This window comes from Nostoc sp. MG11, from assembly GCF_014904695.1.
Lineage (GTDB): Bacteria > Cyanobacteriota > Cyanobacteriia > Cyanobacteriales > Nostocaceae > Komarekiella.
Genome location: NZ_JACXXN010000006.1, coordinates 105791 through 132570, shown reverse-complemented (window position 1 = coordinate 132570; position 26780 = coordinate 105791). Strand labels below are relative to the sequence as shown.

The following is a 26780-nucleotide window of genomic DNA, read 5'->3' as shown; positions in this document are numbered from 1 at the left end:
ACTAAACTCCGTTCTTGCAGTTTTAGAGTTTTTGTAGTAGAACAACCAAAGCTCAAATCAGATTGTGCCAGAAATAAGCAGAATCGAGGATGGTAGTACCAACGATCCCCAAATATTGAATAACTGTGAATCCTTGATGAAAATACGGCTCGGTTAACATACTATCAAACAAATTACGGTAAGTATAAACATAGGTGATTAAACATTGTATAAGTAGCTAGCTACTTGCCGTCTACAATCGGAACTATTTCGGAAGTTAGACAATCTTATGAATAGTCATCGACAGTAAATATACTAGGTTAAATCCCTATTTAGGACGATGAAAGATTTATAACGCTTAAGCGTTACTTAAAAATAAACAGCAATTAGCTGTTCAAATGTTGTTTAATTATCCCTACCTGCTTTTGATCCCCATTTCGATAGAATGACTAGGCAGAACCCTAAAACTCAAAACCGCTTTTGACTGCGACGCCCATGAATCAACTGAACAATGGTTTTACGCTATTTTTAAGTCTGCTAGTCGAGGCGATGCCGTTTTTGCTGCTTGGGGTTTTATTCTCCAGTTTGCTGCTATTTTTTGTCGATGAGCGCAAATTGGTGGAAAAAATGCCCAAAAATCCACTGCTGGGTGCTTTATTCGGCAGCATGATCGGTATGTTATTTCCGGTGTGTGAGTGCGGCAATGTGCCAGTGGCGCGGCGGTTTTTGATGCAGGGAGTACCCACACCAGTGGCAATTGGCTTTTTATTAGCAGCACCGACAATTAACCCAATTGTGATTTGGTCAACTTGGACGGCGTTTCGAGATCAACCCGAAATAGTGGTGTTACGAGTCATATTTTCCCTATTAATCGCCACAACTATCGGTTTTGTTTTCAGTTTTCAAAAAGACTTAAGTCCTATCGTTCAACCTGCGATCGCTCGTTATCTGAAGTTTAATCCACCCTCAAAACCTCAACTCAAACACCGCAAGGGACGTTATCAAGTAGAACGTGAAGCAACAGCACCCAGTTTATTACAATCGGGGACTTATTTAATTGGAGAAAAAGCGGGTATACCTACGCGAATAGATAATGATTTAATACAGGCAACTGCTTCAGCTTATAGCCCCAATAAACCACTTGCAGATAAACTGCGTCTATTAGTAGATAATAGCATCCAAGAATTGCGGGAATTAGGCGCAGTAATGATTATAGGTAGTGCGATCGCTGCAGCTATTCAAGTGCTAGCTCCCCGCGAATTGATTCTCAGTCTGGGTGCTGGCCCCATTAGCTCAATTGTAGCAATGCTGATCTTAGCAGCAGTAGTGTCAATTTGTTCTACAGTCGATTCATTTTTTGCTCTGTCTTTCGCTTCGACTTTTAGCAGTGGTTCTTTATTAGCATTTCTGGTATTTGGGCCAATGATTGATATCAAATCTGTGGGCTTGATGTTATCAATTTTTAAGCCTAGAGCTATATTTTACCTATTTGCTTTAGCCGCTCAATTGACATTTTTGCTCACACTTTTTATTAACTTACATGTCATTTAAAAAATTAGTCATTTGTCCTTTGTTCGTAACTAACGACTAATGACCAATGACTGATGACCAATGACCAATGACCAATGACTAACCAAAACCGCAAATCTAAAATACCCAATAAATTACTCCCTTGGCTGGATGTGCTAGCAATTACAGCTTGGGGAATTTTGATGTTGAAATACTGGCTAACTGGCAAGCTGAATTTGTTGATTCACCCGAATTATTTTGGGTTGACAATAGTGGGTAGTGTCGGCTTAATCATTATTGGTTTCTTTAAAGCACAGGAACTTTGGCGGCGGCGCCGCCGTGATTTACCGCCAAGCGCTCAGCATACTACTTTATTTCCTCCTGGTTGGGGTAGTACTTTGCTGTTGACAACAGCGATTTTGGGTTTCATTATTACACCGCAAGTCTTTGCCAGTGACAAGGCACTCCAGCGCGATGTGACTGATTTATTAGGAACGGCACGCATCAAACCCCAAGCATTTCGGGCTACTGTTCGTCCAGAGGAGCGATCGCTAGTAGACTGGGTACGCACTGTCAACGTCTATCCTGAACCAGATGCATACACAGGGCAAAAAGTCAAAGTCCAAGGATTTGTAATGCATCCGCCAGATATAGGAAAAGAATATTTATTCTTGGCACGATTTGTCCTAACTTGCTGTGCAGCAGACGCTTACCCCATAGGATTGCCAGTCAAACTACAAACTAATCAAGAGCGTTACTCTCCTGATAATTGGCTAGAAGTAGAAGGTCAAATGGTGACAGAAAATCTGGCAGGAAAACGCCAACTGACCATTGCTGCTACCTCTTTAAAAAAGATACCTCAACCGAAAAATCCTTATAGTTATTAGTCATTTGTCCCTTGTCCCTTGTCCTTTGTTTATAACCAATGACCAATGACCAATGACCAATGACCAAATCCAAAACATTTATCCAACCACTAGATCGCATGGCGATCGCACTAATGCTACTGCTGAGTCTGCTGATTGGGTTCATGATCTTGCAAGGTGATGCAGTCACAGCTCGTGTCCGAAATTTTAGCTGGCAAAACCAACAAATTGGGGCAGAAGATATTTCCTTCAGCCTTAACTTTAGCCGCCCAATGGACACAAAAAGCGTAGAGGACAACTTGAAGATTGATCCGCCTCTAGCAGGTAAAGTAAGTTGGGCAGGGCGGCGGATGGTGTATACGTTGTTGACCCCAGCACCCTATGGCACAAATTATCAAGTGAAGTTGCAGGGGGCGAAAGATAAGTTTGTCCAACAAGAAGGTAAAAATAGGGTAATACAGCCTTTTACAGGTAGCTTCCGTACACGCGATCGCGTCATCCTTTACATCGGAGCCAATCAAGAAGAACAGGGGCAGTTAGTTCTCTACAACTTGACTCAAGAGCAAAAAAGAGTACTCACACCCAAAGACCTAGTTGTAATGGACTTCGAGCCATTTCCAAATGGTGAGAAAATTTTATTCTCAGCTCGCACCACAAATAACCAAGACTTACTTTCAGCTCAGTTGTACACAGTGACAACAGGCATTTCTGCAAAATCTGGAGAACAAGCAGAACCAGCCGCTAGAGTTGACCTGATTTTAGACAGTAAAGAATATCAAAACCTCAAATTTGATTTATCACCTGATGGAGAAACTATTGTCGTCCAGCGAGGAAACAGAGCTAATCCCGGTGACTTTGGGCTATGGTTCATGTCAGCAACTAGCAACAATTCTGGAGAAAAACCTACCCTAAAACGCCTGCAAAGCCAACCAGGGGGAGACTTTATGATCACGCCAGATAGTAAAGCTGTAGCAGTAGCCCAAGGACAGGGAGCGGCAATTTTACCGCTGCAAGGTGATGCAAACAAACCTCTGGATTTTCTGCCGCAGTTTGGCTTGGTACAGGCTTTCTCCAAAGATGGCTCTCAAGCTGCAATGGTAAAGTTTAATACAGATTACACGCGAGATTTGTTTTTAGTAACAAACCAAGGCGTGCAGAAACAATTATTAAAAACTACAGGCTCAATTATCAACTGTCAATTTGATACGGCTTCACCCACCCTCTATTGTTTGCTAACACAGCTAGTGTCAAAGGAACAATACATAGAACAGCCCTATGTAGTAGCGATTGACCTGAAAACCGCACAACAGAAGCCGCTACTAGTTCTGCCCCCCGAACAACGAAATGTGCAAATGAGTTTATCTCCTGACGGTTTGGGCTTGTTAGTTGATCAAGTAGTACCACAGCCAAACCCCACAGGAGCATTACCTGAAAACATGTTGAAAACAGATGATGGAGATGCGATCGCTACCAGTAGCTTGTGGTTAATGCCTCTATTACCCATCGCCGACGCCGCAACTGTAGAAATTAGGCCAGAACAATTGCCTTTAGTTGGATTTCGTCCTCGCTGGCTGTCCTGAAATAGTGCTGAGTTAAGAGTCAAGAGTCAATTGTAATTTTTCTTCCCCTCCGCTCCTTTGCCCCCAGATTTATTACTAGTGATGTAAGACGGTTTGCTAAATTTATGTACACGCTAAAGTTTATCTAGCGTGTAAATTTTTGTCTGACAATTGCATATCATGATTATTTACTAAAGTCAAGCAGGATCAGACCCCGCATTAGTATTTGAACTAGAAGCCCCTGTCATACCGAAGCTTGACGGGGTAGAGCCTCATAGTGTTATAACGGCATCAGTTCTAGATGCAAAATGGGGAACTCTAAATTAATGACTAATTACTCATGCTTGGGGAGAGTTAAACTTGGCATCTAGAGTAAACCCTCAACGGACACAGTTGATCAGCAATGCTAACGCCAGCACTGCTGAATATTTTTAAGCAGGTGGGTCAAGAGTGATGAATGAAGCTGACACCTCAAACCAAGGGGCTGTGATGGAATCCCTAAATTCTGCTAACTTGCCACAATCGGAGCAGGCGAGTTGTCCTTTTTACTCTGTTGTGCCTAATGAAAATATGGCGATTACAAAATTGCCACTCCTCAAGCCGGCCGAAGATACACATTACGAGACTGAAGTTCCACAGTTCTCACAAGATACCACTCAGCAAGACTGGGTTGCAGAGCCGGAAAAAGACAAACAAGTACTTATTGACTTGGAATTTCAAAAGCTGCTGGCGTTGAATGAAGAATTACGTACTGCTAACAATGGCTTGTATGAACAGGTGGAGCAGCTAAAAGACGATTTAGCTGAGTCTGAAAAGGTTTTGCAGTGGCAAAAAACCCGCTCCAGTGTCACTGAGTCGATGCTCAACCAACACACTCAGGAACTAGCCGCCGCCCAAGAACAAATAAAGTCCCTTTTCCAACAGTTAGAAACTGCTGTACAAACTGTTCAACACCAAGAGATTTTCGTTGAAACCTATAAAGCACAGTTACAAATTAGCCAACAACGTCTTGCTCAATTAGAGCGAGAATGTGCTTTGCTGCAAACTAACTACAGCGAACAGTCTCAGCAACTATTGCTAGCAGAAAATACTGGTCGAGAGCTACGTACTAGACTGATGCGACAGCAACGCCAGACCTTGCAATTTAAAGCAGCTCTGGAAAAATGTCTAGATACACCTGTCCCCAGTTATGACTCCCTAGACGATACGGCAAAACATCCTAAAGACATAACCAGCGGACAAGGCAGATTTTCGAGAAAAGCTCGGTCTTTGTTTCCCGACGCACAGCCAATTAAACCTTGGTCAGGAGAATCAGACTTGACTGCAAATCCAGATAGTCCTTGGAGTGAATCGTCAACACCAGCCTCATACCAAAGAAATAAACCCGCTCCAACTCCTCCCCCATCACCTTGGAACTGGTCAGTCAAGAAAGACACGCCGACACCAGCACAACCAGACCCTTCACCAAAACTTGATGATTCCCCAAATACATCAGAAGTTTCACCTTTAGGGTCATCAAACCTAGATGAGCAATTAGATAGTCTAATTCAAATGTTTTTCGCCTCTGGGACTGCATCTGCCTCACCGCCACCAGACAGCAATCAGGCTGGTACGCCTACCTGGGAATCCTTGGCAACAATTTTAGATGATGAGGATGAAGAACTAGAAACTACATCAAGACAGGAATTTCAGGAGCCAGTTGAGGAAGAAATAAATCCTCCTGCAACTACCTCTACTTCTTGGACAACAGATGTTGTAATTTCACCAGCCAATAACTTACCAGTTTCTTGCACTTCACCTCACACTGAGACGACTGCTGAAGAAACTGAAGACTACTGGTCACAGTTGGAATTATCGGCAATTAATTTATCCGAAAATTCATCAGATGACAACATCAATGATGGCAATTCGCCCTCACCGGTAGTTTATCCCCAACGTCCACCCAAGGGGCGCAAGTCATTAGCATCTGTGGAACTGCCGAATTTTCACCCAAATAGTCAATAGTCATTTGTCATTTGTCATTTGAATAGCTAATGACCAATTACTAATGACTCTGGACTAATTCATAATTCTCGCTTCTGATTTCTGAATTATTTCTGGAGTAACTTTTGCTACCTGATGAGGCGATCGCGGTTTACCACTAGCGATCGCATAATTAATAGTCAGCAGCCGCAACCACAATGCTGGATAGCGGGGTTGCAGCCAAGGATTGATCCGGTTCAGGAAGTGCGGGAACCATGCACTCAGCAAAGCACTGACGAGGGCATGACGACCGAAGTTAAAATAATTACCTAGCCACCTGAGCAAATCTCTTGGCCCAGCAAGTTCCCAAATCCACAGCAGCAAGGTAGGATTTTTACGAGCTGCCTTAAGTGCTAGGCGATTAAAAGTTAACCAATCACACCTATCTTTGATAAAATTATCTGCCACTTCTGGGGGTTCGTCTACTAACAACCCAAAGAAGGTATTGAGCATAGCATTAATCCGCTGGGGTGGTAAAAATTTTCCTGTCGGAACCATCATGCCTTTGGAAAATAGCCAAGTCACAGAAACATTGCTTTGATAAGCGCGAATTTGATTCAAGTGTCGGAAACTCAACAGGTCATGCTTGAGGGCAGTGTCCAACAGTGTTGTTAGGCGCTCTAAGTTGCGAACTAGGGAACCAAACCCAGTAAAAACCAGGGGAGACTGGAGTGATGCAGCATCACCGATCGCAATCAATCTATCAAAGGCAACTGTGCGATCGCTACTGTCTATACTAAAATGTCCCGGTATATAGCCAAATGTCGGCTTTTTCCACACCAATTTGTCCATATCGCATCTACGATACTCTGGCAAAATAGTGAAGAAGTCTTCGTACATCTCCAACAATGAACCGGGATTTTGCGGATTTACTTCGTGGTAATGAAATAAATAAATTGTCAGTTCTTCATCTGCTCCAGGAAACAATTCCCAAATCAACTGTCTTCCCCGCGAGATATCCCCGTGACTATAAAGAACATCTCCATACTGAGAATCCCACACTTCCGGCTCAAATCCGCCCTCAATTACTGCTCCTACTGTCGGACATACACTGTCAAAGGCACGACCACCGTTTAATTGCCAGGCAATTGGAGACGCAGATCCCATTGCATCTACTAACAGTCGTCCACTTAGTTGCTTCTCAGTTTGACTGGGTAAATGCTTAACTGTAACGATTACTTGTGATTTGTCAATATCTGCGCGGATAAACTCTGTTTCATCGGAGATTTCACCGCCTGCTGCTTGTAATTTTTGACCACACATCCGTAGCCACTTCTCGGAATCTAAGCCTAAATTTAGCACTGTGGGTGTGTGTAAGACAGGCGATCGCAGTTTGGATGGATTATTGGCATCAAAAAATTTATTGAATCCGTCTTTGTACTCTCTAGCAATGATAGTTTCTAACTCAGCGGGCGTTGCCAAACCCAGGTTAACTAAGCTTTGAATCTCATCGCGTGAAATATTCCATTCCCGATTCATCCGTCCAAAAGGCATTCGCTCCAGTAGCAAGACTCTATATCCCAGTTTTGCCATCACTGCCGCATGAATCACACCTAACGCGCCACCAATATAGATGATGTCGTAGGTGCAAGATGAGGAGGATGTTATTTTCCTATCCCCCCCCCGTTCGCGTAGCGTCTCCGACAGGAGAAGTTCTGAGCGGCGGAAGCCGCCGCTCAGACTTCTCTCTGCTCCCCCTGCTTCCCCTGCTCCCCCTGCTTCCCCTGCTCCCCCTGCTCCCCCTGCTCCCCCTGCTCCCCCTGCTCCCCCTGCTCCCCCTGCTCTTGTTCCTACTGATTGGGAAAACACAACTTGACGCGGCTCCTGGGGATTGCGTACCCCTTCACGCCATCTTTGTTCCCACCAATAGGCACGCTTTAGGTCATATTCACCATTGGGCATTTTCTGAAAATACTTAACTGTGAGGGGATAGACAGAGCTTAGTGCTGCAAAAATTGATTGTTGGGATAGATCAATCGCAGGCGGTTCTGGGTAGTGATGCGGAAAACGGCTTCTGATTTCTGTGGTCAGACGTTGCAGGATTTGCCCCTCTCCAGGAAAGTGTTGATCTGCCCAACGGAAGATTTTCAGATAGGTAGTTCGTTGCACTGACCAGACAAATACAGAAAGTTCACTAGGTAATTTTTTGGGAATAGCCTCACTAGCATTTGTAGTTCCAGCAGGTGTTCTCAGGCGAAAGCCTTCCGGGGTCAGCACCTTTTCCCCATTTCCTGGTTTAAAATCTGTTTGCAACCAGTTACGTACAGACGCCGTATCCGGAGTCGGAATTTCTAAATAAAGGATTTCTCTCATCTTTCCCTGACATCTCCGATCAATCTACTCACTAAGACAGATTTTACAAAGGCAGAAAGTACGCTAAACTCCGCCCTATTAGTTGCATAAAGATTCAGTGAAGAAATTTTAAGAGTTTGTCAAATTTATTGTTCATTTTTTATTTCTGTTAACCCACGCCATGAATTATCCCATTCCAGACAGCCCCCAAGAAATTGTTGCCCTGCGACAAAAGCCTATTGATGAAGAATTAGTTGCCGCTGCGATCGCTGGAGTCGTTAAAATTGTCCGCGCTCAGGGTCAATCCTTAGAAGAATTAACCGCTCAGGTGTTAGCGGATGACTCAATGCTGGATCGGCAACAACGACGCTGGCTGAGCAAATTGCTTGCCCAAGCCTGGGAAAATTTCTCTTAGAACATTGTGTAGAATGAAGTCCTTGTCGCAGGCATCGGCCATGTCTTTGCAGCATTAGCTTTTTATATCTGTGCCTATATTGTCGGTGGCGTGTTAGGTGTGGGAGTAACAATTATTATTTGTCTGGAATTGGCAATTGAGCCACTATCTTTGGATTCACGGTAAATAAGCCACTAATTTAACAATATCAGTACTGGGCACTAGTCACGAAAAAAGCAAAACGTAAAAGTAATTCCTTTTACCTTTTTTAACGTAAGTTCGACGAGTTAAAAATGGCACAACAAAAGCTTAGGCTGAAATTATAGCGTTTCTCGGTTACCTGCAACACGCTATTTTTCCCATACTACTGAATAACGCCACAACAGATGCTTTCTGACGATTGCTTCCGTTAACACTTCTGTATAAATTTGCTGTGCTTGAGATTGAGTTAAGTACTTGTCTGTACGACCGTGCTCTCTCCATGCTTCCACTGCTTCCAGTGTCGGTCTGATACGCCTATTTCTAAACACTTGGAATATCCAGCTAAGTGGGACAGCAATCACATCACTCAAGCTATCCCGTACAATCTCATGTTCTAGCAAGTCCAAAACTATTAACTTGCCACCCAGTTTCAATGTAGTTTTCAAATTGGGCAGTAAGCTCTCCAGTGGCAAATGGTGGAAGGTCGCAATAGAGGCGATCGCATCAAAATGATCAACTGGAAACTCCCACTGTAAGATGTCAGCTACTTGAAAATCGATATTCGTATAACACTCACACTGGCGCTTAGCACTTCTATCATTTTGGGAGATAAGTCTATCGCAATAACCCTGTTAGAGCGTTGAGCCAACAAACGAGAAAATGCCCCAGTACCGCAACCGATTTCAAGAATGTTTGCACAGTGGGTTGGTAGTTGTTTCAGCAGGAAACTATGATAATGACTGTTGTGATTCCATGTTGGCTGCTTCAGTAATGCAATTAGGTCAAAGTCAGTCTGTATCTTTTGAGTTAGCGTTTCCCTCATATTCCTGCCTCGTTTTCAGCAACATAACTACATTTATTCGATAAATTATTTCTACCTAGCTCCTCCTACATAGGTTGATTGAGCAGAAAATAGGAAAGATCGCACATAAACTGTTGCGCGATCGCTTCCCAATTCTCTTAGGTAAAAGAACTTAGATACCATCGATAGCTATGTGGTGTCTTTTGTCAACTTCAAGCTTTCACCGCAGCCTCCGCTTGGGAGTGCAACAACAAACCGTATTCCAAACCCTCAACCACAGCTTGATAGGAAGCCTCCAAAATATTGGTCGAAACCCCTACCGTAGTCCAGCGTTGATGACCATTACCTGATTCTACCAACACGCGGGTTTTTGCCGCCGTGCCCGTATGTCCGTTGAGAATCCGCACTTTGTAATCTGTCAATTCAAAAGTCGCTATTTGAGGGTAAAAGTTTACTAAAGCCTTACGTAAAGCTGCATCCAAAGCTGCCACCGGGCCGTTGCCTTCTGCCGCCTCCAGAATATTTTTACCGTCAACAGCTACTTTAACTGTGGCTAAGGCGTTGCTAGTTGCTTTTCCCTCAATCAAATCACAGTGGACTTGAAACCCTTTGATTTCAAAGAATTGCTGGCGACCCCCCAAAGCTTCGTGCATCAATAGTACAAAACTTGCCTCTGCTGCTTCAAATTGGAATCCTTCACTCTCCAAATCTTTGAGACGTTGAAGAATTTGCCTAGCCTCTGCCTTTTGCTGATCGAGTTCAATCCCAAAAGTGCGGGCTTTGGCTAGAACATTGCTGAGTCCAGACTGTTCAGAAATCACAATGCGGCGACGATTTCCGACTTGTTCTGGCTGAATATGTTCGTAAGTCAGGGGATTGCGTTCCACGGCTGATACATGAATACCACCTTTGTGAGCAAAAGCCGAACGTCCTACAAAGGGGGCGTGTTCATCAGGGGCAAGGTTCACTACTTCGCTGACAAAACGACTAGCTTCTGTAAGTTGCGTTAGCTGGTCTTCTGTGATACAACTGTAACCCAACTTCAGTTGTAAATTAGGAATTAACGAACAGAGGTTGGCATTACCGCAACGTTCACCGTAACCGTTGATTGTGCCTTGTACCATGTTTGCCCCTGCCATAACGGCGGCTATTGCGTTAGCAACTGCCATTTCCGAATCGTTATGAGTGTGAATTCCAATTTTGGGAATTGTCCTTTGTCCTTTGTCCTTGGTCATTAGTTCTTGACAAATGACACCAGTTGCTTCAACGGAGGGAACCTCCGCAACGCACTGGCTCACAAATGACAAATGACCATTGACATCTTGAACGATTTGGCTAATTTCATGAGGCAAAGTGCTGCCATTGGTATCACAGAGGACTAGCCATTCAGCACCAGATGCGATCGCCGCCTCTAATGTCTGTAAAGCATAATCTGGATTATGCTTGTAGCCATCAAACCAATGTTCGGCATCGTAGATAACGCGACGCCCTTGAGAACGGAGATACTCAATCGTGTCACGAATCATTGCCAAATTTTCTTCTAATGTCGTCTTGAGGCCTGTTGTGACATGTAAATCCCAAGACTTACCAAAAATCGTCACCCAGCGAGTTCCCGCAGCCAGAATAGCTTGTAGCATCGGTTCATCTGCGGCAGTCATGTTAGGGCGTCGAGTTGAACAAAAAGCAACAATTTCTGCTTGTTTGAGCGGATCTTCTTGGAGTTGCCAGAAAAATTGTACATCTTTAGGATTAGCGCCAGGCCAACCACCTTCAATGAAGGGAATTCCCAGTTGGTCGAGTCTCCGGGCAATGCGTAACTTATCTTCTATCGATACTGATAGCCCCTCGCGCTGAGTGCCATCCCGTAGTGTAGTGTCATAGAGCCAAAGTTGAGGTGAGGGATTTGTGGTCATAAAACTGGACCGACGAGACAACTTTCCAGGCAATGTGTCAATATACAACAAAAACCCAGTTTGGCAATCTAAAAATGCCTAAGGTTCTAGCTGAAGGTAAAACAATTGAATGCGAGGGCGTAATGCTTCCACTCGGACGCACTTGCTTTAAGCAAGTATCTAGCCGTCTTGCCTTCAGTTTGCACTTGAGCGAAAGACAGATTAGGTCATATACGGACGATATCGGAGCCAATTTACGAAACATTTTGCAGCAAAATGGTATTGACCTCTACAATAGCGGTGCTAAGGTAATAAACTGTCACATAATCGGCAGTTATGCTACCTGTGCGGTTAAGGTAGAAAGCGAAGTATCAGCCGCGAATTGGCGTGGCAAAGCGCGACAATGGTCTGTGGTTAAGCCACAAGACCTGATGAATGCGATTGCTTCGAGCACGCCAAGGGCGATCGCTTCTTTCTCATTCTCCTACAGCAGACCTGCGTTTAGCCTGTCAAATTCAGGTTTAGGCAATGTGAAAGTGACAAAATTTGATGGATTTTCCGGTTAAGGTTCTCAAATAGTGTGGACACCAGAAGGTTAAAAAGGAGCAAAACAAGATGGGTAGATGGACACCCTTAATTCTCATGGCTGGCGGCTTGGCGATTTTGCTTGGTACATTACTAGGCATCAATTTTCCTATGGGCGGACAACAAAGCGCTAACGCTCCCACTGACAAAAAAGCCAGAGTTCTTCCAGCTAATATCAATGTTAATAGTACTGCTGGCAGCAGGAATGAAGATACATCTCAAACAAATGAAAGTAGGGGCAGTGTTGCATCTGACAGAGATGAAAGCAGAACTAGCGTTGCTCAGAATAACGCGACCGATGAAACCGATACAACAGACACCCAATTCACAGATACTCAATCAACTGATGGAAATCAAAGCAACGAACCAATTCGAGCTTTATGGTAGCGGTTGCTAGGACAAAAAGCGGCTAGACAGAATATAGAAGTCTATAATGCTCATGAAATCTGTTTTTTTGTTTGTTTTTAACTGTCTAGCTTATTTTTACTGTACTGTACTAGTACAGCATGGTGGACACAAACCACTCATTCCAAATCAATGAACCGCTTGCGGTACAGGAATTATGAATTCCGCGTAGCGGTACTAGTCATTAGTTACAAGTTATGAGTTATCAGTCGTAAGTTATTAGTTATTGAGTTATTAGTTATGTACTAATAAGAAATGGCTAATGATAAATGACTAATGACTAATGACTAGTGAGATTGTAATTATTGGTGGTGGCGTTATTGGTTTAGCGATCGCCATTGAGCTAAAACTGCGCGGGACATATGTCACCGTGCTTTGTCGTGATTTCTCTGCCGCAGCTAGCCACGCCGCCGCTGGGATGTTAGCACCAGATGCGGAAAACATCCCGAATGGGGCAATGCATTCCTTGTGTTGGCGATCGCGTGCTTTATATCCCGACTGGACACATAAACTAGAAGAACTGACTGGCTTAAATACTGGCTACTGGCCCTGCGGTATCCTAGCACCCATCTTTGAAGAGAGCAGGGCAGCAGGGGAAGCTGGGGAAGAAAATACTCCCTTATCTGCCACTTCGCCCCTCTCTCCAGCTTACTGGTTAGACAAAGAAGCAATTCATCAATATCAGCCAGGATTGGGAGCAGAGGTAGCTGGTGGCTGGTGGTATCCTGAAGATGCACAAGTTAATAATCGAGCTTTAGCACATGTACTGTGGACAGCGGCCGAGTCCCTTGGTGTTGAACTCAAAGAAGGTATTACAGTAGAAGCAATTAGGCAACAACAGGGACAAGTTCTTGGTGTTCAAACCAATGCTGGACTAATCCGCGCTGCACACTATGTTTTAGCCACGGGTGCTTGGTCAAATGAATTATTACCACTACCTGTGCGTCCTAGAAAAGGACAAATGTTGAGTGTGCAAGTACCAGAATTTGTGCCGGAATTGCCCTTGCAGCGGGTTTTGTTTGGGCAGGATATTTACATTGTACCGAGACGCGATCGCGCAGCGTCTTTAAAAGAGAAGCGATCGCTCATCATTGGGGCAACGGTTGAAGATGTTGGCTTTACCCCCCACAATACCCCAGATGGTATTCAAACATTACTACAGGCAGCTATCCGCTTATATCCTCAATTACAGCATTATCCTATCCAGGAATTCTGGTGGGGATTTCGCCCAGCCACCCCCGATGAATTACCTATTATTGGTGCTAGCCATTGTAAAAATTTAACCTTTGCTACTGGTCATTACCGCAATGGAATTCTGCTTGCGCCCATAACAGCGGCATTAATAGCCGATTTAATCTGTCAGCAGAAGTCTGACCCTTTACTTTCTGATTTCCACTATTCGCGCTTTCACGCTCAGCCATCTACTCACACTTCCATGCTCACTCACTCTGCCAATTTCTCCAACGGGCATCGCCCTACCGTATCCTCGCAAAACTCGGAACTCAGTACTCAACAAGGGCTAGACGCCCCGCTACCGCTAACAAAAATCAGCACTCAGGACTCAGCACTAATTATTGCTGGCAAAACCTTCCAATCTCGCTTACTAACGGGAACAGGCAAATATCGCAGCATTGAGGAAATGCAACAAAGTGTCGTCGCTAGCGACTGCCAGATTGTCACTGTGGCTGTGCGACGGGTACAAACCAAAGCACCCGGACATGAAGGTTTAGCTGAAGCCCTAGATTGGACAAAAATCTGGATGTTACCTAATACCGCAGGTTGTCAAACAGCCGAAGAGGCGATTCGGGTTGCCCGTTTGGGGCGAGAAATGGCGAAATTGTTGGGGCAAGAAGATAATAACTTCGTCAAGTTAGAAGTGATACCTGATCTTAAGTATTTGCTCCCAGATCCGATTGGGACACTACAAGCAGCAGAACAACTAGTTAAAGAAGGCTTTGCGGTATTACCTTATATTAATGCTGACCCCATGCTAGCCAAGCGTTTAGAAGATGTAGGCTGTGCCACGGTAATGCCTTTAGCTTCGCCGATTGGTTCTGGACAAGGGCTGAAAACAACTGCCAACATCCAAATAATTATCGAAAATGCAACTGTGCCAGTGGTGGTAGATGCTGGTATTGCCTCGCCCTCCCAAGCCGCAGAGGCGATGGAATTGGGGGCAGATGCTTTGTTGATTAATAGTGCGATCGCCCTTGCCCAAAACCCAGCAGCAATGGCTCGCGCCATGAATTTGGCAACAGTCGCCGGCCGTCTAGCATACCTTGCCGGCAGAATGCCCATCAAAGACTACGCCAGCCCTAGTTCACCTCTAACTGGGACAATTACTAGTTAGGGATTGGGGAATGAGGATTGGGAGGAATTATTAGACTTCTTGCAAAAGTCAGGGTAAAGGTTGAGGGGTAAAGGGTAAAGGGACTTACAACCCTTCCCCTTTAACCTTTACCCTTTACCCGAAGGTGCAAAAATATATTTTTGCAAGAGGTCTATTGAAGAAGTCTCTACCTTGTCTCCTTTCAATGCCTAATGACCAATGTAACGATTTATCTCCTACTTAGAAGGCAAAATATAAAGTTTATGTAACATTAAATGAAGGATAAGACAGGATAAAGGACTTAATTCATGCCCTATACAAATGAAGAAGGCGGTCTTCTGAATAATTTTGCCCGCGAACCGAAGATTTATCAAGCAGAACCTCCCACTGATGGACAAAAGCGAACCTACATTTTCCTTGGTGTCGCTGCTACAGTTTTGGTTGGTAGTTTGATTGTGGTAGCCTTCTTTGTTTCTAACAGTTGAGCATAAACTATTTTAATAAAACTTCATCGTTTTGGTTTTTCAGGTTCCGATTTTAGTAGGAGCCTGCTTTTTTATTTTTTGTTAAAATTGAATTAGACGTTAAGTATAATTATATACTTTTTAATTCTACCAAATCTTAAAAGCTTGATTTATCCTGAGCAGAACCTACATTCACTTTTAGTCTGCTTGGATGCGCCCAGAAGAGGGATATACATTGTGTCTTGGCTCTTTAGCCGCCATGAGCGTGAATGATACTGCACACAACGATAATTTTGCTTGGAATCGGCAAGTATACCACCGCCTAAAGCTTGCTCTAAGTCTTGGCTTGCGGCGACAACTCTTTTTAGCAGTGTGTGATGATTTACACTTGAGAAATCAAGTTGCGGCTCGTTTGCACTCTACATTGGCTTATCCTGTTGGACAAGTGCTATATCAGCCATCAGATACACAAGAAAATAGCACTCCAGCCTATCCGCGATTAGTCACGTTGCGTTTAAATCTAAACGATCCTAATCCGATAGTTCAGATAAATCAATGGTTGGCTAATTATCCACCACCAATTGTTGGGGCATCAAAAGATAGTCCAGGGAAGTCCTTGCCAATACCAGGATTTCAGATTGTAGGGGTAGAGCAGCTAACCAAGCAGCCAGTGGCAATACAGCGTTTATTTTTGCACTATCTCCGCTTAAGCCAACAATATTTCTCTACCCAAGAGTCCAGCCGATTTTTAGACTCTAATCTGCTGTTGTGGATACCGCGTCCTTGGTTGTCAGCTATTCAGCAATCAGCGCCACAGTTTTGGCGTTGCCGTACTGGCGTATTTACGTTTGCTGGAGAACCGACACCAACGACGCACAATTCAGGTTATCCAGAACGTTTTTCTAATTCGAGAAGTTTGGATTTAGGAAATCTTGAGCAACCGATTCCAGATGAATCAGTCACCCCAGTAGAACTCAGAACAGCAACTACTGAGATGAAGTTTGAGGAAAATTACGATTTGCAGACAGAGGCACAAGCAAATCACCCACACAAAACCCAAGAAACTGCGTCGCCAATAGTAGATTTATTGAACACTGTGCCACAGCCACAGGAATTTACTACTAGATCTGCCAGTGGGAGTAATGAGCAATCGCTGTCGTCTTTATCTTACATTAGCAGTGAGTTAACGGAGTTAGTAATAGCAACAATTAATACGAAGATTACTCAAGACACAGAAGATTACTGGCAACCGCAGCAAATTTTGTTAGAGATTGAAGCATTACACTCACAGCAAGCTTCGGGAGAGTTACTGGCAGAAGCTTATCATCGTTTGGGTAGCTTATATCGCCTTCGCATTGAGCAAGGACAGTCAACTCTCGAAAATCTCATGGTGGCAATTATTGCCTATCAGGAGGCAATTAGCTACGACGAAACTTCAAGTCAACTACCAGATATCTTGAATGACTTGGGTACACTCTACTGGATGCTATACCGCACACCACCCAATTTGGAAGAGGGACAAACTTATATAGAGCAGGCAATAGAATTTTATCAGTTGGCATTAAAGCTGATCTCGCCAGAGACACATCCAGAAACTTACGCTCGTGTGCAAAATAATCTAGGGACAGCTTATGGTGATTTAGCGCGTTTTTCTAACCAATCTGAAAATTGGCAGCAAGCAGTTTCAGCTTACAGCGAAGCACTCCGCTATCGGACAGCTGACATGGATTCATTAAAGTATGCGGCTTGTCAGAATAATTTGGGTACTGCTTACTGGCATTTAGGGCAATATAATCAGCCGATTGTGCATTTAAAGAAAGCGATCGCAGCTTACAATCAGGCACTCATACACTACAGCCCTGAACAAGAACCACTTAAGTATGGCATGATTCAAAATAACATCGGTACTGCTTGCTGGAATCTGGCACAATACGAACAACCAGCGGAAAATCTCCAGCTAGCTATTGATGTCTATAGTGAAGCTCTCAAGTATCGCACTCCAGCACAGGTTCCTAGCGCCTGTGCCGCGACACAAAATAATCTAGGTACTGCCTACTGGCATTTAGCAAACCTATCTCAAACAACTAAAGAAGTACGGCAAAAGTATCTGCAACTATGTATTAGTGCTTACGAAGAAGCTATTGCTCTGGCTTACTCACTTAATGATACTTCTTTGAATTTTGATTTGCTAGCTACTCACAATAATCTGGGACTAGCCCATTATCAGCTAGTAGTAGATAATTCTTTCAATGGGGATAAGACGACGCGTTCTCAACACCTAGAAGCATCATTAGATAACCATTTGCAAGCTTTAAATGGATTAAACAAACAACCAGAAGTCTATCAAACAACTTTTGCTTATGTGGTAAAAACTATTCGTGCTTTCCATAATGAGTTAGGAATACAAGGACAAAATCTGGCTTTATCTAAAGTTCCTAGTCAGTTATTACCAGAAATTTTGTCCAAGTTGTAGTTCTATCAACATTCAACTTTATTACTCTAGAATTTTTGTATCACGGCATCTTTTTGCATTTAAGGCGATTTGAATTGAAGAAGCGATCGCTTAGTCAGTTTTTAGTTATGAATATATTAAGATTTTAACAATCTCCTGCTGGAAGTGACGACGATAATTAAGGAAAGTAGCCACAGTATAGGTAATTGAAGCTAAAAACCAATGACTACAAACACACATTTTAACGCTAGAGTTAACAACGGAAAAATTGAAATACCTGTTGAGTATAAAAACAAAATACGCAACATTTCAGATAAAATTGAAGCTATTAACCAATTTGAATAAGGTGCGTAATTGCTTTGATTGGAGCAAGTTTAACACAATAAAGCTTGTTAAGATTGAAATAATGAAGTATGGCGATCGCTTTTTTGCTTGCGTTCTGCATAAGTAGTTGATAACAAGCCTATAAAATCATAAATAATATGCTAACTTTTCTGTGTTTCTTGAATTTTGCATGAGTTAATTTATTAGCTAAAATATTAGCAGCATAACTAAAGTAAAAGGCGTTAGTAACAATAACATAAACGTTTTACCACTTAATGGGAAAGGTCAGATAATAGAAAATATGGACGCAGTTATTTCTGGTTTCTCAATTTAATAATCCCACATAGTGAGGCAACAACCATGCAAAATATCACTAGAATTACCCGCAATACAGAAGTGATGGGCGGTAAACCCTGCATTCGAGGAATGCGTGTCACTGTTGGTACTATTGTTGGGTTAATGGCATCTGGACACAGTAATAACGATATTCTCAAGGCATATCCCTACCTGGAAGAAGCTGATATTTATGAGGCGCTTGCCTATGCTGCATGGCCAGTTGAAGAAATTGAAGTGCCTCTAAGAAGTGCATGAAAATTTTGATTGATTATGAACCTTTCCCCTGATTGGGTTGCGGTTTTTGAGAGGTACAGTATTTTATCTGTCCACTGGTCTACCATTGGCAACCCCCGTGAGAAGGATTCAATAATTATGGAGTGGGCAAGATTAATGGTTATATCGTTTTTACCCACGATTTAGATTTCGGCTCCTTGTTAGCTGCAACAAGTGCTGATAGCCCTAGTGTAATTCAAGTTCGCACCCAGGATATTTTGCCGAACAGTATCGAAAATCTAGTGATTTCAGCTCTAAATCAGTTTGAGTCTTTACTAGAGTCAGGCGCATTGATCACGATTGACCAAGCTCAATCGAGGGTGCGTATTTTACCAATTAGACGTGAATAGCGGGTAGCTTTGATTCTGGCATTTATTGCTTGTTAGTAACAACAATATAAGCATTTGCCACAAATATCACGACATTCGTTACCAACATTACGACTTTCATTGCTAACATTACGACGTTCGTGACCAACATTACGACTTTCGTCATCAACATTACGATGTTTGTGACCAACATTACGACGTTTGTGACCAACATTACGACGTTCGTAACAAATGGGCAAGCTGTCATTACTGACCGCACGACATTTGTAACGTCGCTGCTGCAAAAGTACTTAAATTATTCTTGTGAAGAGGATTTCCTCTAAGCTTCGCATTGCACGAGTAGAAAACTTGGAGTAATGCCAAGCTTGATAGAAATCGGGGTAAGGCATATTCTGGGCGCATTCCCAAAAGACACCATAGCAATTATAACCACTTAAAGCTTTGATTACCTCAAAGCGATGCTTATTATACTGTAAAATTATCCTTAAGCTATGTGCTGCCTGCTTACGGGTGGAGTCATTCACAGTTTTTGATTGCAGCAGTTGCACCAAGGCAGCGATCGCAGTCACAATAGCCGTCAGCGTCACAGGTTCCATAAATTCACTACAAATAAATAGTGTCAAAATGTTATGTGTATAGTTTATTCGCAAAGTTACTTATGCCGAAAGCAATTTGGAATGGAACTGTTTTAGCCGAGAGCGATAATACCGTAGTTGTAGAAGGCAACCATTATTTTCCTGCTGATGCAATTAACAAGCAGTACTTTCAGGAAACTAACACCCATACCACTTGTCCTTGGAAAGGTGTCGCTAGTTACTACAGCATCGATGTTGATGGTCAAGTCAACAAAGACGCTGCTTGGTACTATCCCAGCGCTAAAGAAAAGGCTAAGAATATTGAGGGCTATGTTGCCTTCTGGAAAGGTGTAAAAGTTGAAGCTTAATAAAAGACTCTGGAAGTATTTCATTTCCAGAGAATTAACTCAGAATTTACGACAATAATCAAACTAAATATATGATGGCTGACATAAATCAAACATCATATATTTAGTAAGGTTATGATAGAAAATCCTTAGTTTGCCTGATAAGTTTTGACCAACTATTAAGTGTAAGTTTCCTAAAAATTGGTATTAATAAAATACCTTCTATTCCCTAGCAATGACTATATCATTGGACTTGATGACTGCATAGGCTTCTGTTCCTTCAGACAGTTCTAATTCCTCTGCTGACACTCTGGTGATCATCGAGGTTAACTCAACTTTGTGAACAATCTCTAGCGTTACCTCAGTATTAACTGCTCCTGTAATCACTCGTTTAACAACTCCCTTCAGCACATTACGGGAGCTAACTTTTAACAGTTTCTTTTGACTATTAATTTTTATATCAGGAGCGTCAACATTCTCCTTGATCTTCTGCTTGGTTGGTATTGGTGCTGGTGTTGAAGAGTGATCATTCAGACCGCGTACTAGTTCTCGAAGGATCTCAGTTTTTGTACGCTGAGACTGCTGGCAGAATTCTTCTAGTATTTTCCGCTCCTCTTCTGATGTTTGAAATGTAACCCATCCTTGTTCTTTTCTTGGCATATTTTTACCAATTGAATTGGTATATATTTCTGATCTTGGTATGATTTTACCAAGTGTCAATCCTCCAAAGCAGAATCTATCTGAGGCTATATGGCAGGGAACAGGGAATAGGGAACAGAGGACAGGCTTGAAAATTTTTTAGGAAAAAGACACTTACTACCTGACACAAAATCCCCGGTTGAATTTAATTAGATGTCGCTCCGGCTACAGTACAAATTATTTCATCCATTGTTCGTAGTAATTCTTGCTCGTTATAAGGTTTAGAGAAGTAGGCTCGCGCACCTAGTTGCATTGCCAGTTGCCGATGTTTATTACTGCTACGAGAGGTCAGCATGGCAACGGGAATATTTCTCATATCAACGTCTGTATTTACACGATCTAGAAAGCCATAACCATCAAGGCGAGGCATTTCAATATCACAAATCACGGCCTGGACTTGCAAACCACTCTGAAGTTTTTCTAAAGCATCTTGACCGTCTTTAGCTTGTTCTACTTGATACCCCCCTTTTTCCAAAGTCAGGGCTAAGAAGCGACGAACATTAATCGAGTCATCTACGATCAAAATTGTGCCTTTCTGATTAGCAGGGGTTGCTGGTACTTTTTCGTCCTCAAACATGAGGAACGCTGTTTTTAACCTGGCTGACGGCAACTGATTGCTTCTAGGGGTACGCTGATTAGTAGCAATCCAATACAGCAACTCGTTGGTATTAACTAGGGCTACTACTCGACCATCGCCGAGAATCGTACAATTGCTAAAGCCTTCAGGTAGAGGTATGTTTCCCTCGACTTGACGGATGGCAACTTCCTGTTCACCCCAGCAACGGTCTACTTGTATGGCGACTGGCTGATTATTGCTTTTGACTACTAACACGCTGCTAGCATTAATCGCTGGCGGAGTTTCTAGTTCTGGGCTATCGTAACGCGGGCAATTAAACTCTAAGTAGCGGCCAAGGCGAATCAGCGGTAGCATAGTTCCTTGCCAATTCAAAACTTCACTACCCGCCATTGGGAAAACTCGGTCGTTTTGAAATAAGAATATTTCCGAAATGACATCTGTAGGAAATGCCAAGAGTATTCTGTTGATTTCTACCAACAAAACTCGTGCTACGGAAAGTGTAAACGGTACTGATAGGGTAAAGGTCGTGCCGATACCCCACTCTGTATCAACTTTGACATCTCCACGAATCAGTTTGAGGTTGTTGCGAACTATATCCATCCCGACACCGCGACCAGATAATGCTGTAACTTGGTCGGAAGTGCTAAAACCTGGTTCAAAAATTAGTGATAACAGTTCTTCATCGCTAGCACTAGCGAGTAGAGAAGCATCTAATCCCATTGCTAGGGCGCGAGCGCGAATTTTCTCTAAAGAAATGCCCCGACCATCATCACGCATAGTGATAAGGGTGCGATTACTGTGGTGAGTGGCTTTAATTTCAATCAATCCTTGTTCTGGTTTACCCAAGGTGCAGCGTGTCGCAGGTTCTTCGATACCATGATCGAAGGCATTCCTTAACAGGTGCATTAAAGGCTCATTCAAAGCCTCCAAAATGCTGCGTTCAATTAGGGTGTTGCCACCTTCAAGTTTTAATTGTACATTTTTCCCATACTCTACATTTAGCTCGCGCAAGGCTCTAGGAAAACGTTCGACTAAATCGGACAGCGGACGCATTCGGATGTGATTGAGTTTTGTCTGTAACTGTTTCGATGTTTTATTAAGTTTGCGAGCAATCTGATCTGTATCGTCAACGCTCAGTTGAATATCAGTTGTGACTTCCTGTACCTGAACAATGGTTTCCATGACTTCCTGTGATAACAGGTTTAAGTCGTTGTAGCGATCCATTTCTAAGGTATCAAATCCTCTTTTTATGCCTTGTGTTTGATAGTTATCTTCAGATATCGAGTTAGGTTCTATATTATTAGATGACATACCGGATGGCATCACAGTTTGAGTCGCCATTTTGTCGTATGCTGTACGAAGTTCTTGATTTTCTCGTTCGAGAACTTGTACTCGCTGATTCAGGTGACGTACTAGCTTGCGTAATCTTTCTAAATGCGAGTTCAATCCATTACGTTGGACAATCAGTTCTCCAAATAAATCATTAATTTGCTCAAGTTGTTTGCTGGGAACTCTGACGTTATTTTCTTGAAGTTCACGCTCTTTGCCAACACCAACTGACTCATTTTTGCGTTCAACAAATTCCGAATCTGTAGCAACTTCTCCAGCAACTATTGTGCTTGGTGGGATGTTGACAGCAGCCACGTCATTAGCAATATCTGTATCCAAAAAAGTGAAATTGGTAGCAATTGGTTCATTTACTAGCCAATTCTCTTCAGTTTGCTCTGGTTGTAAATTATCCGTTGAGATTATTTCTATATCGTGGAGATTGGTGTCAGTTACATCTGTGGCGAGGAACTGAGCTATTGTTTCTGCTGTTGAGAATGACTCAGATTGAGTGTATGTATTTGCCACTCCACCGAATTCAATTTCTGTAGGCAGATTATCTAATTGATTTGTCAGAACTAAAGCTTGCGATCGCCGCCACGCTTCTAATGCTAATTGGGCAATTTCGGGAATGCGATCGGAGGTTACTGCTTCTAAATGCTGCGTTACTGACTCACACAGCTGGGTAAAAGCTGGTAACTGGAGCATTTCCCCCAAACCGCCTAATTCCGCTGCCATGATCACAACTTCTTCGTGCAAACCAGGCTGCTCGCTATCGCCCAATATAGATTCCAAACGCTGTAAACAGCCTTCTACCTCTGTTTCAAATAGCAAGGGGATGATATCTTGTCCATCCTCTGGTGAAAGCATGGTCGTGGCGTCTTCAGGAGTGGGGTCGCCTAGGCGATCGTGCAGCTCATCAAAAATGGGGTAACAAAAGGTGGCCAACCACTGTTCTTCAACAGTATTTCCTTCTGAGAGCAAGTCCACTATTTGACGCAGCCAGTCAACTCCAGATAACAGTAAACTTTGCAACTGAGTGTCAATTTCTAGGGAGTTTTTTCGGGTTTTTAAAACTTTAAAAGAATCTTCTAAACGATGAGCTAAATCACTCAGTGCCCGAAATCCCATCATGCCCGCACCACCTTTAATGGAGTGAGCAGCTCGGAGTGCAGCATTGATTTTATCCAAATCGATGCGGTTACTGGTGTCGATTTCCAGTAATACCCCTTCTAATGTATTCAAGTAATCAGTTGCTTCTTCCAGAAATTGCATCTGGATTTCTAATTCTTTGTCCTGTGACATGGTTTTTGTCCTTAGTCATTGGTCATTAGTCATTGGTCATTAGTCATTGGTCATTAGTCACTAGCAAATAACGAAGGACAAAGGACAAAGGACAAATGACACATAACTTACTTAACTGACTTTAAATGTACCAACTGTCTCCTGCAACTCTTGAGAGATCTCGACAGTTTGTTGCAGAGATTCAGAAACCTGGCGAGAAGAATCGCTGGTGCGTTGTGATACAGCAGAGAGGTCTTTCATTAATTGTCTGACAGTTTGGGATGTTTGTACCTGAGATGTGGTTGCAGTAGAAATTGACTGTACTAAAGAGTCGATTTGACGTGATACATCCAAAATCTGACCTAGACTTTGCTTTGCCTCCTCCACAATTCGAGTACCTTCTACTACTTGGGTAGTGCCTAGTTCCATTGCTTGCACCACTTCACTGGTTTCTCGTTGGATATTACCAACAATTTGTTCAATTTCTTGGGTTGCAGCTGCACTTCGGACTGCAAGTTCACCGACTTCTTCTGCAACTACGGCAAAACCTTGACCTTCTTCACCCGCACGTGCTGCTTCAATACCGGCGTTGATGGCGAGTAAGTTGGTTTGGATCGCGATTTGGTTAATCAAAGATACCACGCGGGAAATCTGTTGAGAAGATTCTCCCAAACGCTTGACTTTCTTGGCAGTTTCACCAATGGTTTCCCGCAGAGACAGGATATTTTGTACTGTCAAATCCATTGCGTATCCACTCTTGGTGGCAGTTTGGGTAGCATGGTTAGCAATGGTAGCAGCTTGTTGAGCGTTTTCGGCTACGACTTGCATAGACTGCGTCATTTGGTCAACAGCATCTAGAGTATGGTTGATTTCGGCAGCTTGGGTGAGTGCTTCCTCTGCTAGTTGGCGGATGGCTACTTCATTAGAGCCAACTGCACCATTCACCTGAGTAGCAGCTTGTTTAACTTGGGTAACAATATCCCGGAGACTTTCGACAATGGAGTTGAAAAAGTCGGCAACAGTGCCTATTTCTCCAGCGGTTACGTCTGCACGCACTGTTAGGTCGCCTCTGGCTGCACCTTCTACATCGTTGAGCAGTTCTAAAAGTTGCTGTTGTAGTGCTTCTTTTTGTTGCCGTTCCTGATCTGAGCCTTGTTCTGCCGTTGTCTTGGCTTGTTCTATCTTTTCAAGCAGTTTGGCTTGTTCTAAGGCGTAGCCGACTTGAGTTGCTATTTGTTGAAACAAGTCAATTTCCGGCTGTTGCCAAATCCTAGGAATTTCGCAATGATGAGCAATTAGTAAGCCTAGGAGTTGTTCTTGAGCAAAAATCGGTATGCTCAAAATACCTTTGACGGCAAATTTATCCAACAGTTGAATGTAACTATCGGCATTTTTCAGGCTTTGGTCTTGATGAATATTGGCGATTGCCTGCACTCGATGATCTTGATGCGCTTCTACGTAGCGTTCTTGAAAATAGGGGTCGTCGATTTGTACTCCAAGCATTTTCGGCCAATTACCAGTTACCGATTCTGCAACAACGATGCCATCCCAAGTATCTGGATTCAAGTTATAGATGATTACCCGGTCTGTATTCAGCGCTTGCTGCACTTCTTTGACTGCTGCTTGATAAATATCTTCGGTTTTCAGAATTCTCCGAATTCGCAGGGTAATATCTGCAAGTAACTTTGCTCCTTCAATATCTAGTTCTTGTTCTTTAACTAAGACCTGCAATTGTTCAGCCATCTGGTTAATCTTTGCATTCAATACTCCTAATTCGTCTTCTGTTTCTATCACCAGACGGGTATTGAATTTACCTTTACTTAGCTCTGTCAATGCCGCAGTCGCATTCAGAATTGGCTGCGTGGTACGCTTGGCTAACCAAGATGCGATCGCTCCCACAATCAAGGCTGTTAATGCTGTCCCAATTGCGATAATCCACAATAATTGTTTTTGAGGCTCAAATGCAATTGCTGTATCTGTAGATAAAAGCACTTGCCAATTTAAATCTGGCAAGCCATCGAGCTTTCTAAATGGCACATAACTTACTAGTTCTTGCTTGTTGTAAGTTTTAGGAACTGCTGTGAAACTATCTACCTTTTTGTCCACTAGCAGTTTAGCTATAGGATACTCAGCCTTTGCCTGTTTACCCAAGAATTGCTTTTGTGAACTCAGAAAAACTTTTCCCGAAGCATCAACTAGAGAGTATTGATGTCGGGTTGCGTAGTTTTCAATTACCTCGTTTAAAGATTTTAGGGGCATACGCGCTCTTACCACGCCGATGCTTTGACCTGTAACTTTATCTTTAACGGGTGCAGCTATGTAAATGCTGATGACACCTGTACTTTTTGAAGCTTCAGCCTTACTGATAACAGGAGCGTCTTTTTGCAGAGCATCTTGAAAATAGTTACGGTCTTTGTGATTATCCAGAGTTTCGCCTGTGGATTGGACAATCGAGTTGCCTTGAAGATCAAAAAAGGCAACACTGTCATAAGCTTTATAAGCTTCGACAATGCCATCTAGAACTGCTTGCTTTTCTTGAGTAGTTGTGCTGACGCTAGCTTGAGGATTTGTCAACACTGGCGAATTCGAGAGGACTTGAATATCTCCATAGCGTTCCAACATGAAACGGTTGACTTTATCGCTTAAGCCAGCTGCTTCAGCTTCTTGAGATTGAGTAATTTGCTTAGTAATCGATTTGTTGACAAAACTGTAGGCGATCGCGCCTATGCCCAATACTGGTAGTATACCGATTGCGATCGCCAAAATTGTCGCTTTCGTATCCAAGCTAAGCCTTTTAAAATAGGCATCTGCTTGGTTGCGTGGAGAATTATGAGAAATTTCCGTAGTTGGGTTATTCGTTAGTTGCACTCTACCATTAATAACTTTTTGAGATGAAATCATTGATGCCCGATTTTGAGCATCACCACTCTTAGCCGTGTCAGTTTTATTAAACATAAAG

20 protein-coding genes and 2 pseudogenes are annotated in these 26780 nt (G+C 43.0%); 13 read left to right on the top strand and 9 right to left on the bottom strand.

What is annotated here, in order from left to right:
* Positions 1-474: 474 nt before the first annotated feature.
* The 4 genes from HCR01_RS11585 (at position 475) to HCR01_RS11570 (ending at position 5917) form a co-directional block, all read left to right on the top strand.
* Entirely contained in the window at positions 475-1530 is a 1056-nt protein-coding gene (locus HCR01_RS11585; RefSeq protein ID WP_193196338.1) for a permease, read from the top strand.
* Positions 1531-1604: 74 nt separating this feature from the next.
* Positions 1605-2375 (top strand): TIGR03943 family putative permease subunit, encoded by a 771-nt coding sequence (locus HCR01_RS11580; RefSeq protein ID WP_193196337.1) that lies wholly within the window; start codon positions 1605-1607, stop codon positions 2373-2375.
* Positions 2376-2434: 59 nt separating this feature from the next.
* Positions 2435-3934, top strand: coding sequence for a hypothetical protein (locus tag HCR01_RS11575; RefSeq protein WP_193196336.1), 1500 nt, complete (start codon positions 2435-2437; stop codon positions 3932-3934).
* A 432-nt stretch (positions 3935-4366) separates the two neighbouring features.
* The gene (locus HCR01_RS11570) at positions 4367-5917 is read left to right on the top strand and encodes a hypothetical protein (RefSeq protein ID WP_193196515.1); all 1551 of its coding nucleotides are present in this window, start codon (positions 4367-4369) and stop codon (positions 5915-5917) included.
* Positions 5918-5971: 54 nt separating this feature from the next.
* On the opposite strand, the gene HCR01_RS11565 is transcribed toward HCR01_RS11570, so the two are convergent.
* Positions 5972-8248, bottom strand: a complete 2277-nt coding sequence (locus HCR01_RS11565) for an NAD(P)/FAD-dependent oxidoreductase (protein WP_226889272.1) — start codon at positions 8246-8248, stop codon at positions 5972-5974.
* A gap of 160 nt (positions 8249-8408) precedes the next feature.
* Between HCR01_RS11565 and HCR01_RS11550 the strand changes: the two genes are divergently transcribed.
* On the top strand, positions 8409-8642 hold the full coding sequence (locus HCR01_RS11550; RefSeq protein WP_191757869.1) for a hypothetical protein: 234 nt from the start codon (positions 8409-8411) through the stop codon (positions 8640-8642).
* A gap of 329 nt (positions 8643-8971) precedes the next feature.
* Here the strand turns inward: HCR01_RS11550 and HCR01_RS39935 are convergent, their stop codons facing one another.
* The 3 genes and pseudogenes from HCR01_RS39935 to cimA form a co-directional block, all read right to left on the bottom strand.
* Complete coding sequence (locus tag HCR01_RS39935) at positions 8972-9268, bottom strand: hypothetical protein (protein WP_264299902.1); 297 nt, start codon at positions 9266-9268, stop codon at positions 8972-8974.
* Positions 9269-9289: 21 nt separating this feature from the next.
* Positions 9290-9645 (bottom strand): annotated as a pseudogene (locus tag HCR01_RS39930) (class I SAM-dependent methyltransferase); the annotation flags it as partial.
* 191 nt (positions 9646-9836) lie between these two features.
* Complete coding sequence (cimA, locus tag HCR01_RS11540; protein WP_193196335.1) at positions 9837-11537, bottom strand: citramalate synthase; 1701 nt, start codon at positions 11535-11537, stop codon at positions 9837-9839.
* A 179-nt stretch (positions 11538-11716) separates the two neighbouring features.
* On the opposite strand from cimA, the pseudogene HCR01_RS11535 reads away from it, so the two are divergent.
* From HCR01_RS11535 to HCR01_RS11505, 7 genes and pseudogenes are all read left to right on the top strand, one after another.
* Positions 11717-12082: pseudogene (locus tag HCR01_RS11535) on the top strand ((2Fe-2S)-binding protein).
* 49 nt (positions 12083-12131) lie between these two features.
* A complete protein-coding gene (locus tag HCR01_RS11530) occupies positions 12132-12488 on the top strand; it encodes a hypothetical protein (RefSeq protein ID WP_193196334.1) in 357 nt (118 codons plus the stop codon).
* 301 nt (positions 12489-12789) lie between these two features.
* Complete coding sequence (gene thiO / locus HCR01_RS11525; protein WP_193196333.1) at positions 12790-14856, top strand: glycine oxidase ThiO; 2067 nt, start codon at positions 12790-12792, stop codon at positions 14854-14856.
* A gap of 287 nt (positions 14857-15143) precedes the next feature.
* Positions 15144-15320: a photosystem II assembly protein Psb34 gene (gene psb34, locus HCR01_RS11520; RefSeq protein ID WP_162399188.1), complete on the top strand. Its 177-nt coding sequence runs from the start codon at positions 15144-15146 to the stop codon at positions 15318-15320.
* Positions 15321-15558: 238 nt separating this feature from the next.
* Positions 15559-17772 (top strand): tetratricopeptide repeat protein, encoded by a 2214-nt coding sequence (locus HCR01_RS11515; protein ID WP_193196513.1) that lies wholly within the window; start codon positions 15559-15561, stop codon positions 17770-17772.
* A 663-nt stretch (positions 17773-18435) separates the two neighbouring features.
* Positions 18436-18666: a DUF433 domain-containing protein gene (locus tag HCR01_RS11510; protein ID WP_193196332.1), complete on the top strand. Its 231-nt coding sequence runs from the start codon at positions 18436-18438 to the stop codon at positions 18664-18666.
* A gap of 122 nt (positions 18667-18788) precedes the next feature.
* Positions 18789-19034, top strand: a complete 246-nt coding sequence (locus HCR01_RS11505; protein WP_226889271.1) for a DUF5615 family PIN-like protein — start codon at positions 18789-18791, stop codon at positions 19032-19034.
* A gap of 32 nt (positions 19035-19066) precedes the next feature.
* Here the strand turns inward: HCR01_RS11505 and HCR01_RS11500 are convergent, their stop codons facing one another.
* Together HCR01_RS11500 and HCR01_RS11495 are read right to left on the bottom strand one after the other, a co-directional pair.
* Positions 19067-19297, bottom strand: a complete 231-nt coding sequence (locus HCR01_RS11500) for a hypothetical protein (protein ID WP_193196331.1) — start codon at positions 19295-19297, stop codon at positions 19067-19069.
* Between the two features lie 6 nt (positions 19298-19303).
* Entirely contained in the window at positions 19304-19636 is a 333-nt protein-coding gene (locus tag HCR01_RS11495; RefSeq protein ID WP_193196330.1) for a hypothetical protein, read from the bottom strand.
* Between the two features lie 35 nt (positions 19637-19671).
* Between HCR01_RS11495 and HCR01_RS11490 the strand changes: the two genes are divergently transcribed.
* On the top strand, positions 19672-19956 hold the full coding sequence (locus HCR01_RS11490) for a DUF427 domain-containing protein (RefSeq protein WP_193196329.1): 285 nt from the start codon (positions 19672-19674) through the stop codon (positions 19954-19956).
* A 201-nt stretch (positions 19957-20157) separates the two neighbouring features.
* Here the strand turns inward: HCR01_RS11490 and HCR01_RS11485 are convergent, their stop codons facing one another.
* The 3 genes from HCR01_RS11485 to HCR01_RS11475 form a co-directional block, all read right to left on the bottom strand.
* Positions 20158-20595 carry a TOBE domain-containing protein gene (locus HCR01_RS11485; RefSeq protein ID WP_193196328.1) on the bottom strand — a complete coding sequence of 146 codons (438 nt, stop codon included), beginning with the start codon at positions 20593-20595 and terminating at the stop codon, positions 20158-20160.
* Positions 20596-20779: 184 nt separating this feature from the next.
* Entirely contained in the window at positions 20780-23842 is a 3063-nt protein-coding gene (locus HCR01_RS11480) for a hybrid sensor histidine kinase/response regulator (RefSeq protein WP_193196327.1), read from the bottom strand.
* 111 nt (positions 23843-23953) lie between these two features.
* On the bottom strand, positions 23954-26776 hold the full coding sequence (locus HCR01_RS11475) for a methyl-accepting chemotaxis protein (RefSeq protein WP_193196326.1): 2823 nt from the start codon (positions 26774-26776) through the stop codon (positions 23954-23956).
* Positions 26777-26780 lie beyond the last annotated feature (4 nt).

Coding starts and splice junctions, on each gene's coding strand:
- HCR01_RS11585 (WP_193196338.1), top strand. CDS start 475: ATGAATCAACTGAACAATGGTTTTACGCTATTTTTAAGTCTGCTAGTC.
- HCR01_RS11580 (WP_193196337.1), top strand. CDS start 1,605: ATGACTAACCAAAACCGCAAATCTAAAATACCCAATAAATTACTCCCT.
- HCR01_RS11575 (WP_193196336.1), top strand. CDS start 2,435: ATGACCAAATCCAAAACATTTATCCAACCACTAGATCGCATGGCGATC.
- HCR01_RS11570 (WP_193196515.1), top strand. CDS start 4,367: ATGAATGAAGCTGACACCTCAAACCAAGGGGCTGTGATGGAATCCCTA.
- HCR01_RS11565 (WP_226889272.1), bottom strand. CDS start 8,248: ATGAGAGAAATCCTTTATTTAGAAATTCCGACTCCGGATACGGCGTCT.
- HCR01_RS11550 (WP_191757869.1), top strand. CDS start 8,409: ATGAATTATCCCATTCCAGACAGCCCCCAAGAAATTGTTGCCCTGCGA.
- cimA (WP_193196335.1), bottom strand. CDS start 11,537: ATGACCACAAATCCCTCACCTCAACTTTGGCTCTATGACACTACACTA.
- HCR01_RS11530 (WP_193196334.1), top strand. CDS start 12,132: ATGGGTAGATGGACACCCTTAATTCTCATGGCTGGCGGCTTGGCGATT.
- thiO (WP_193196333.1), top strand. CDS start 12,790: ATGACTAGTGAGATTGTAATTATTGGTGGTGGCGTTATTGGTTTAGCG.
- psb34 (WP_162399188.1), top strand. CDS start 15,144: ATGCCCTATACAAATGAAGAAGGCGGTCTTCTGAATAATTTTGCCCGC.
- HCR01_RS11515 (WP_193196513.1), top strand. CDS start 15,559: ATGAGCGTGAATGATACTGCACACAACGATAATTTTGCTTGGAATCGG.
- HCR01_RS11510 (WP_193196332.1), top strand. CDS start 18,436: ATGCAAAATATCACTAGAATTACCCGCAATACAGAAGTGATGGGCGGT.
- HCR01_RS11490 (WP_193196329.1), top strand. CDS start 19,672: ATGCCGAAAGCAATTTGGAATGGAACTGTTTTAGCCGAGAGCGATAAT.
- HCR01_RS11485 (WP_193196328.1), bottom strand. CDS start 20,595: ATGCCAAGAAAAGAACAAGGATGGGTTACATTTCAAACATCAGAAGAG.
- HCR01_RS11480 (WP_193196327.1), bottom strand. CDS start 23,842: ATGTCACAGGACAAAGAATTAGAAATCCAGATGCAATTTCTGGAAGAA.
- HCR01_RS11475 (WP_193196326.1), bottom strand. CDS start 26,776: ATGTTTAATAAAACTGACACGGCTAAGAGTGGTGATGCTCAAAATCGG.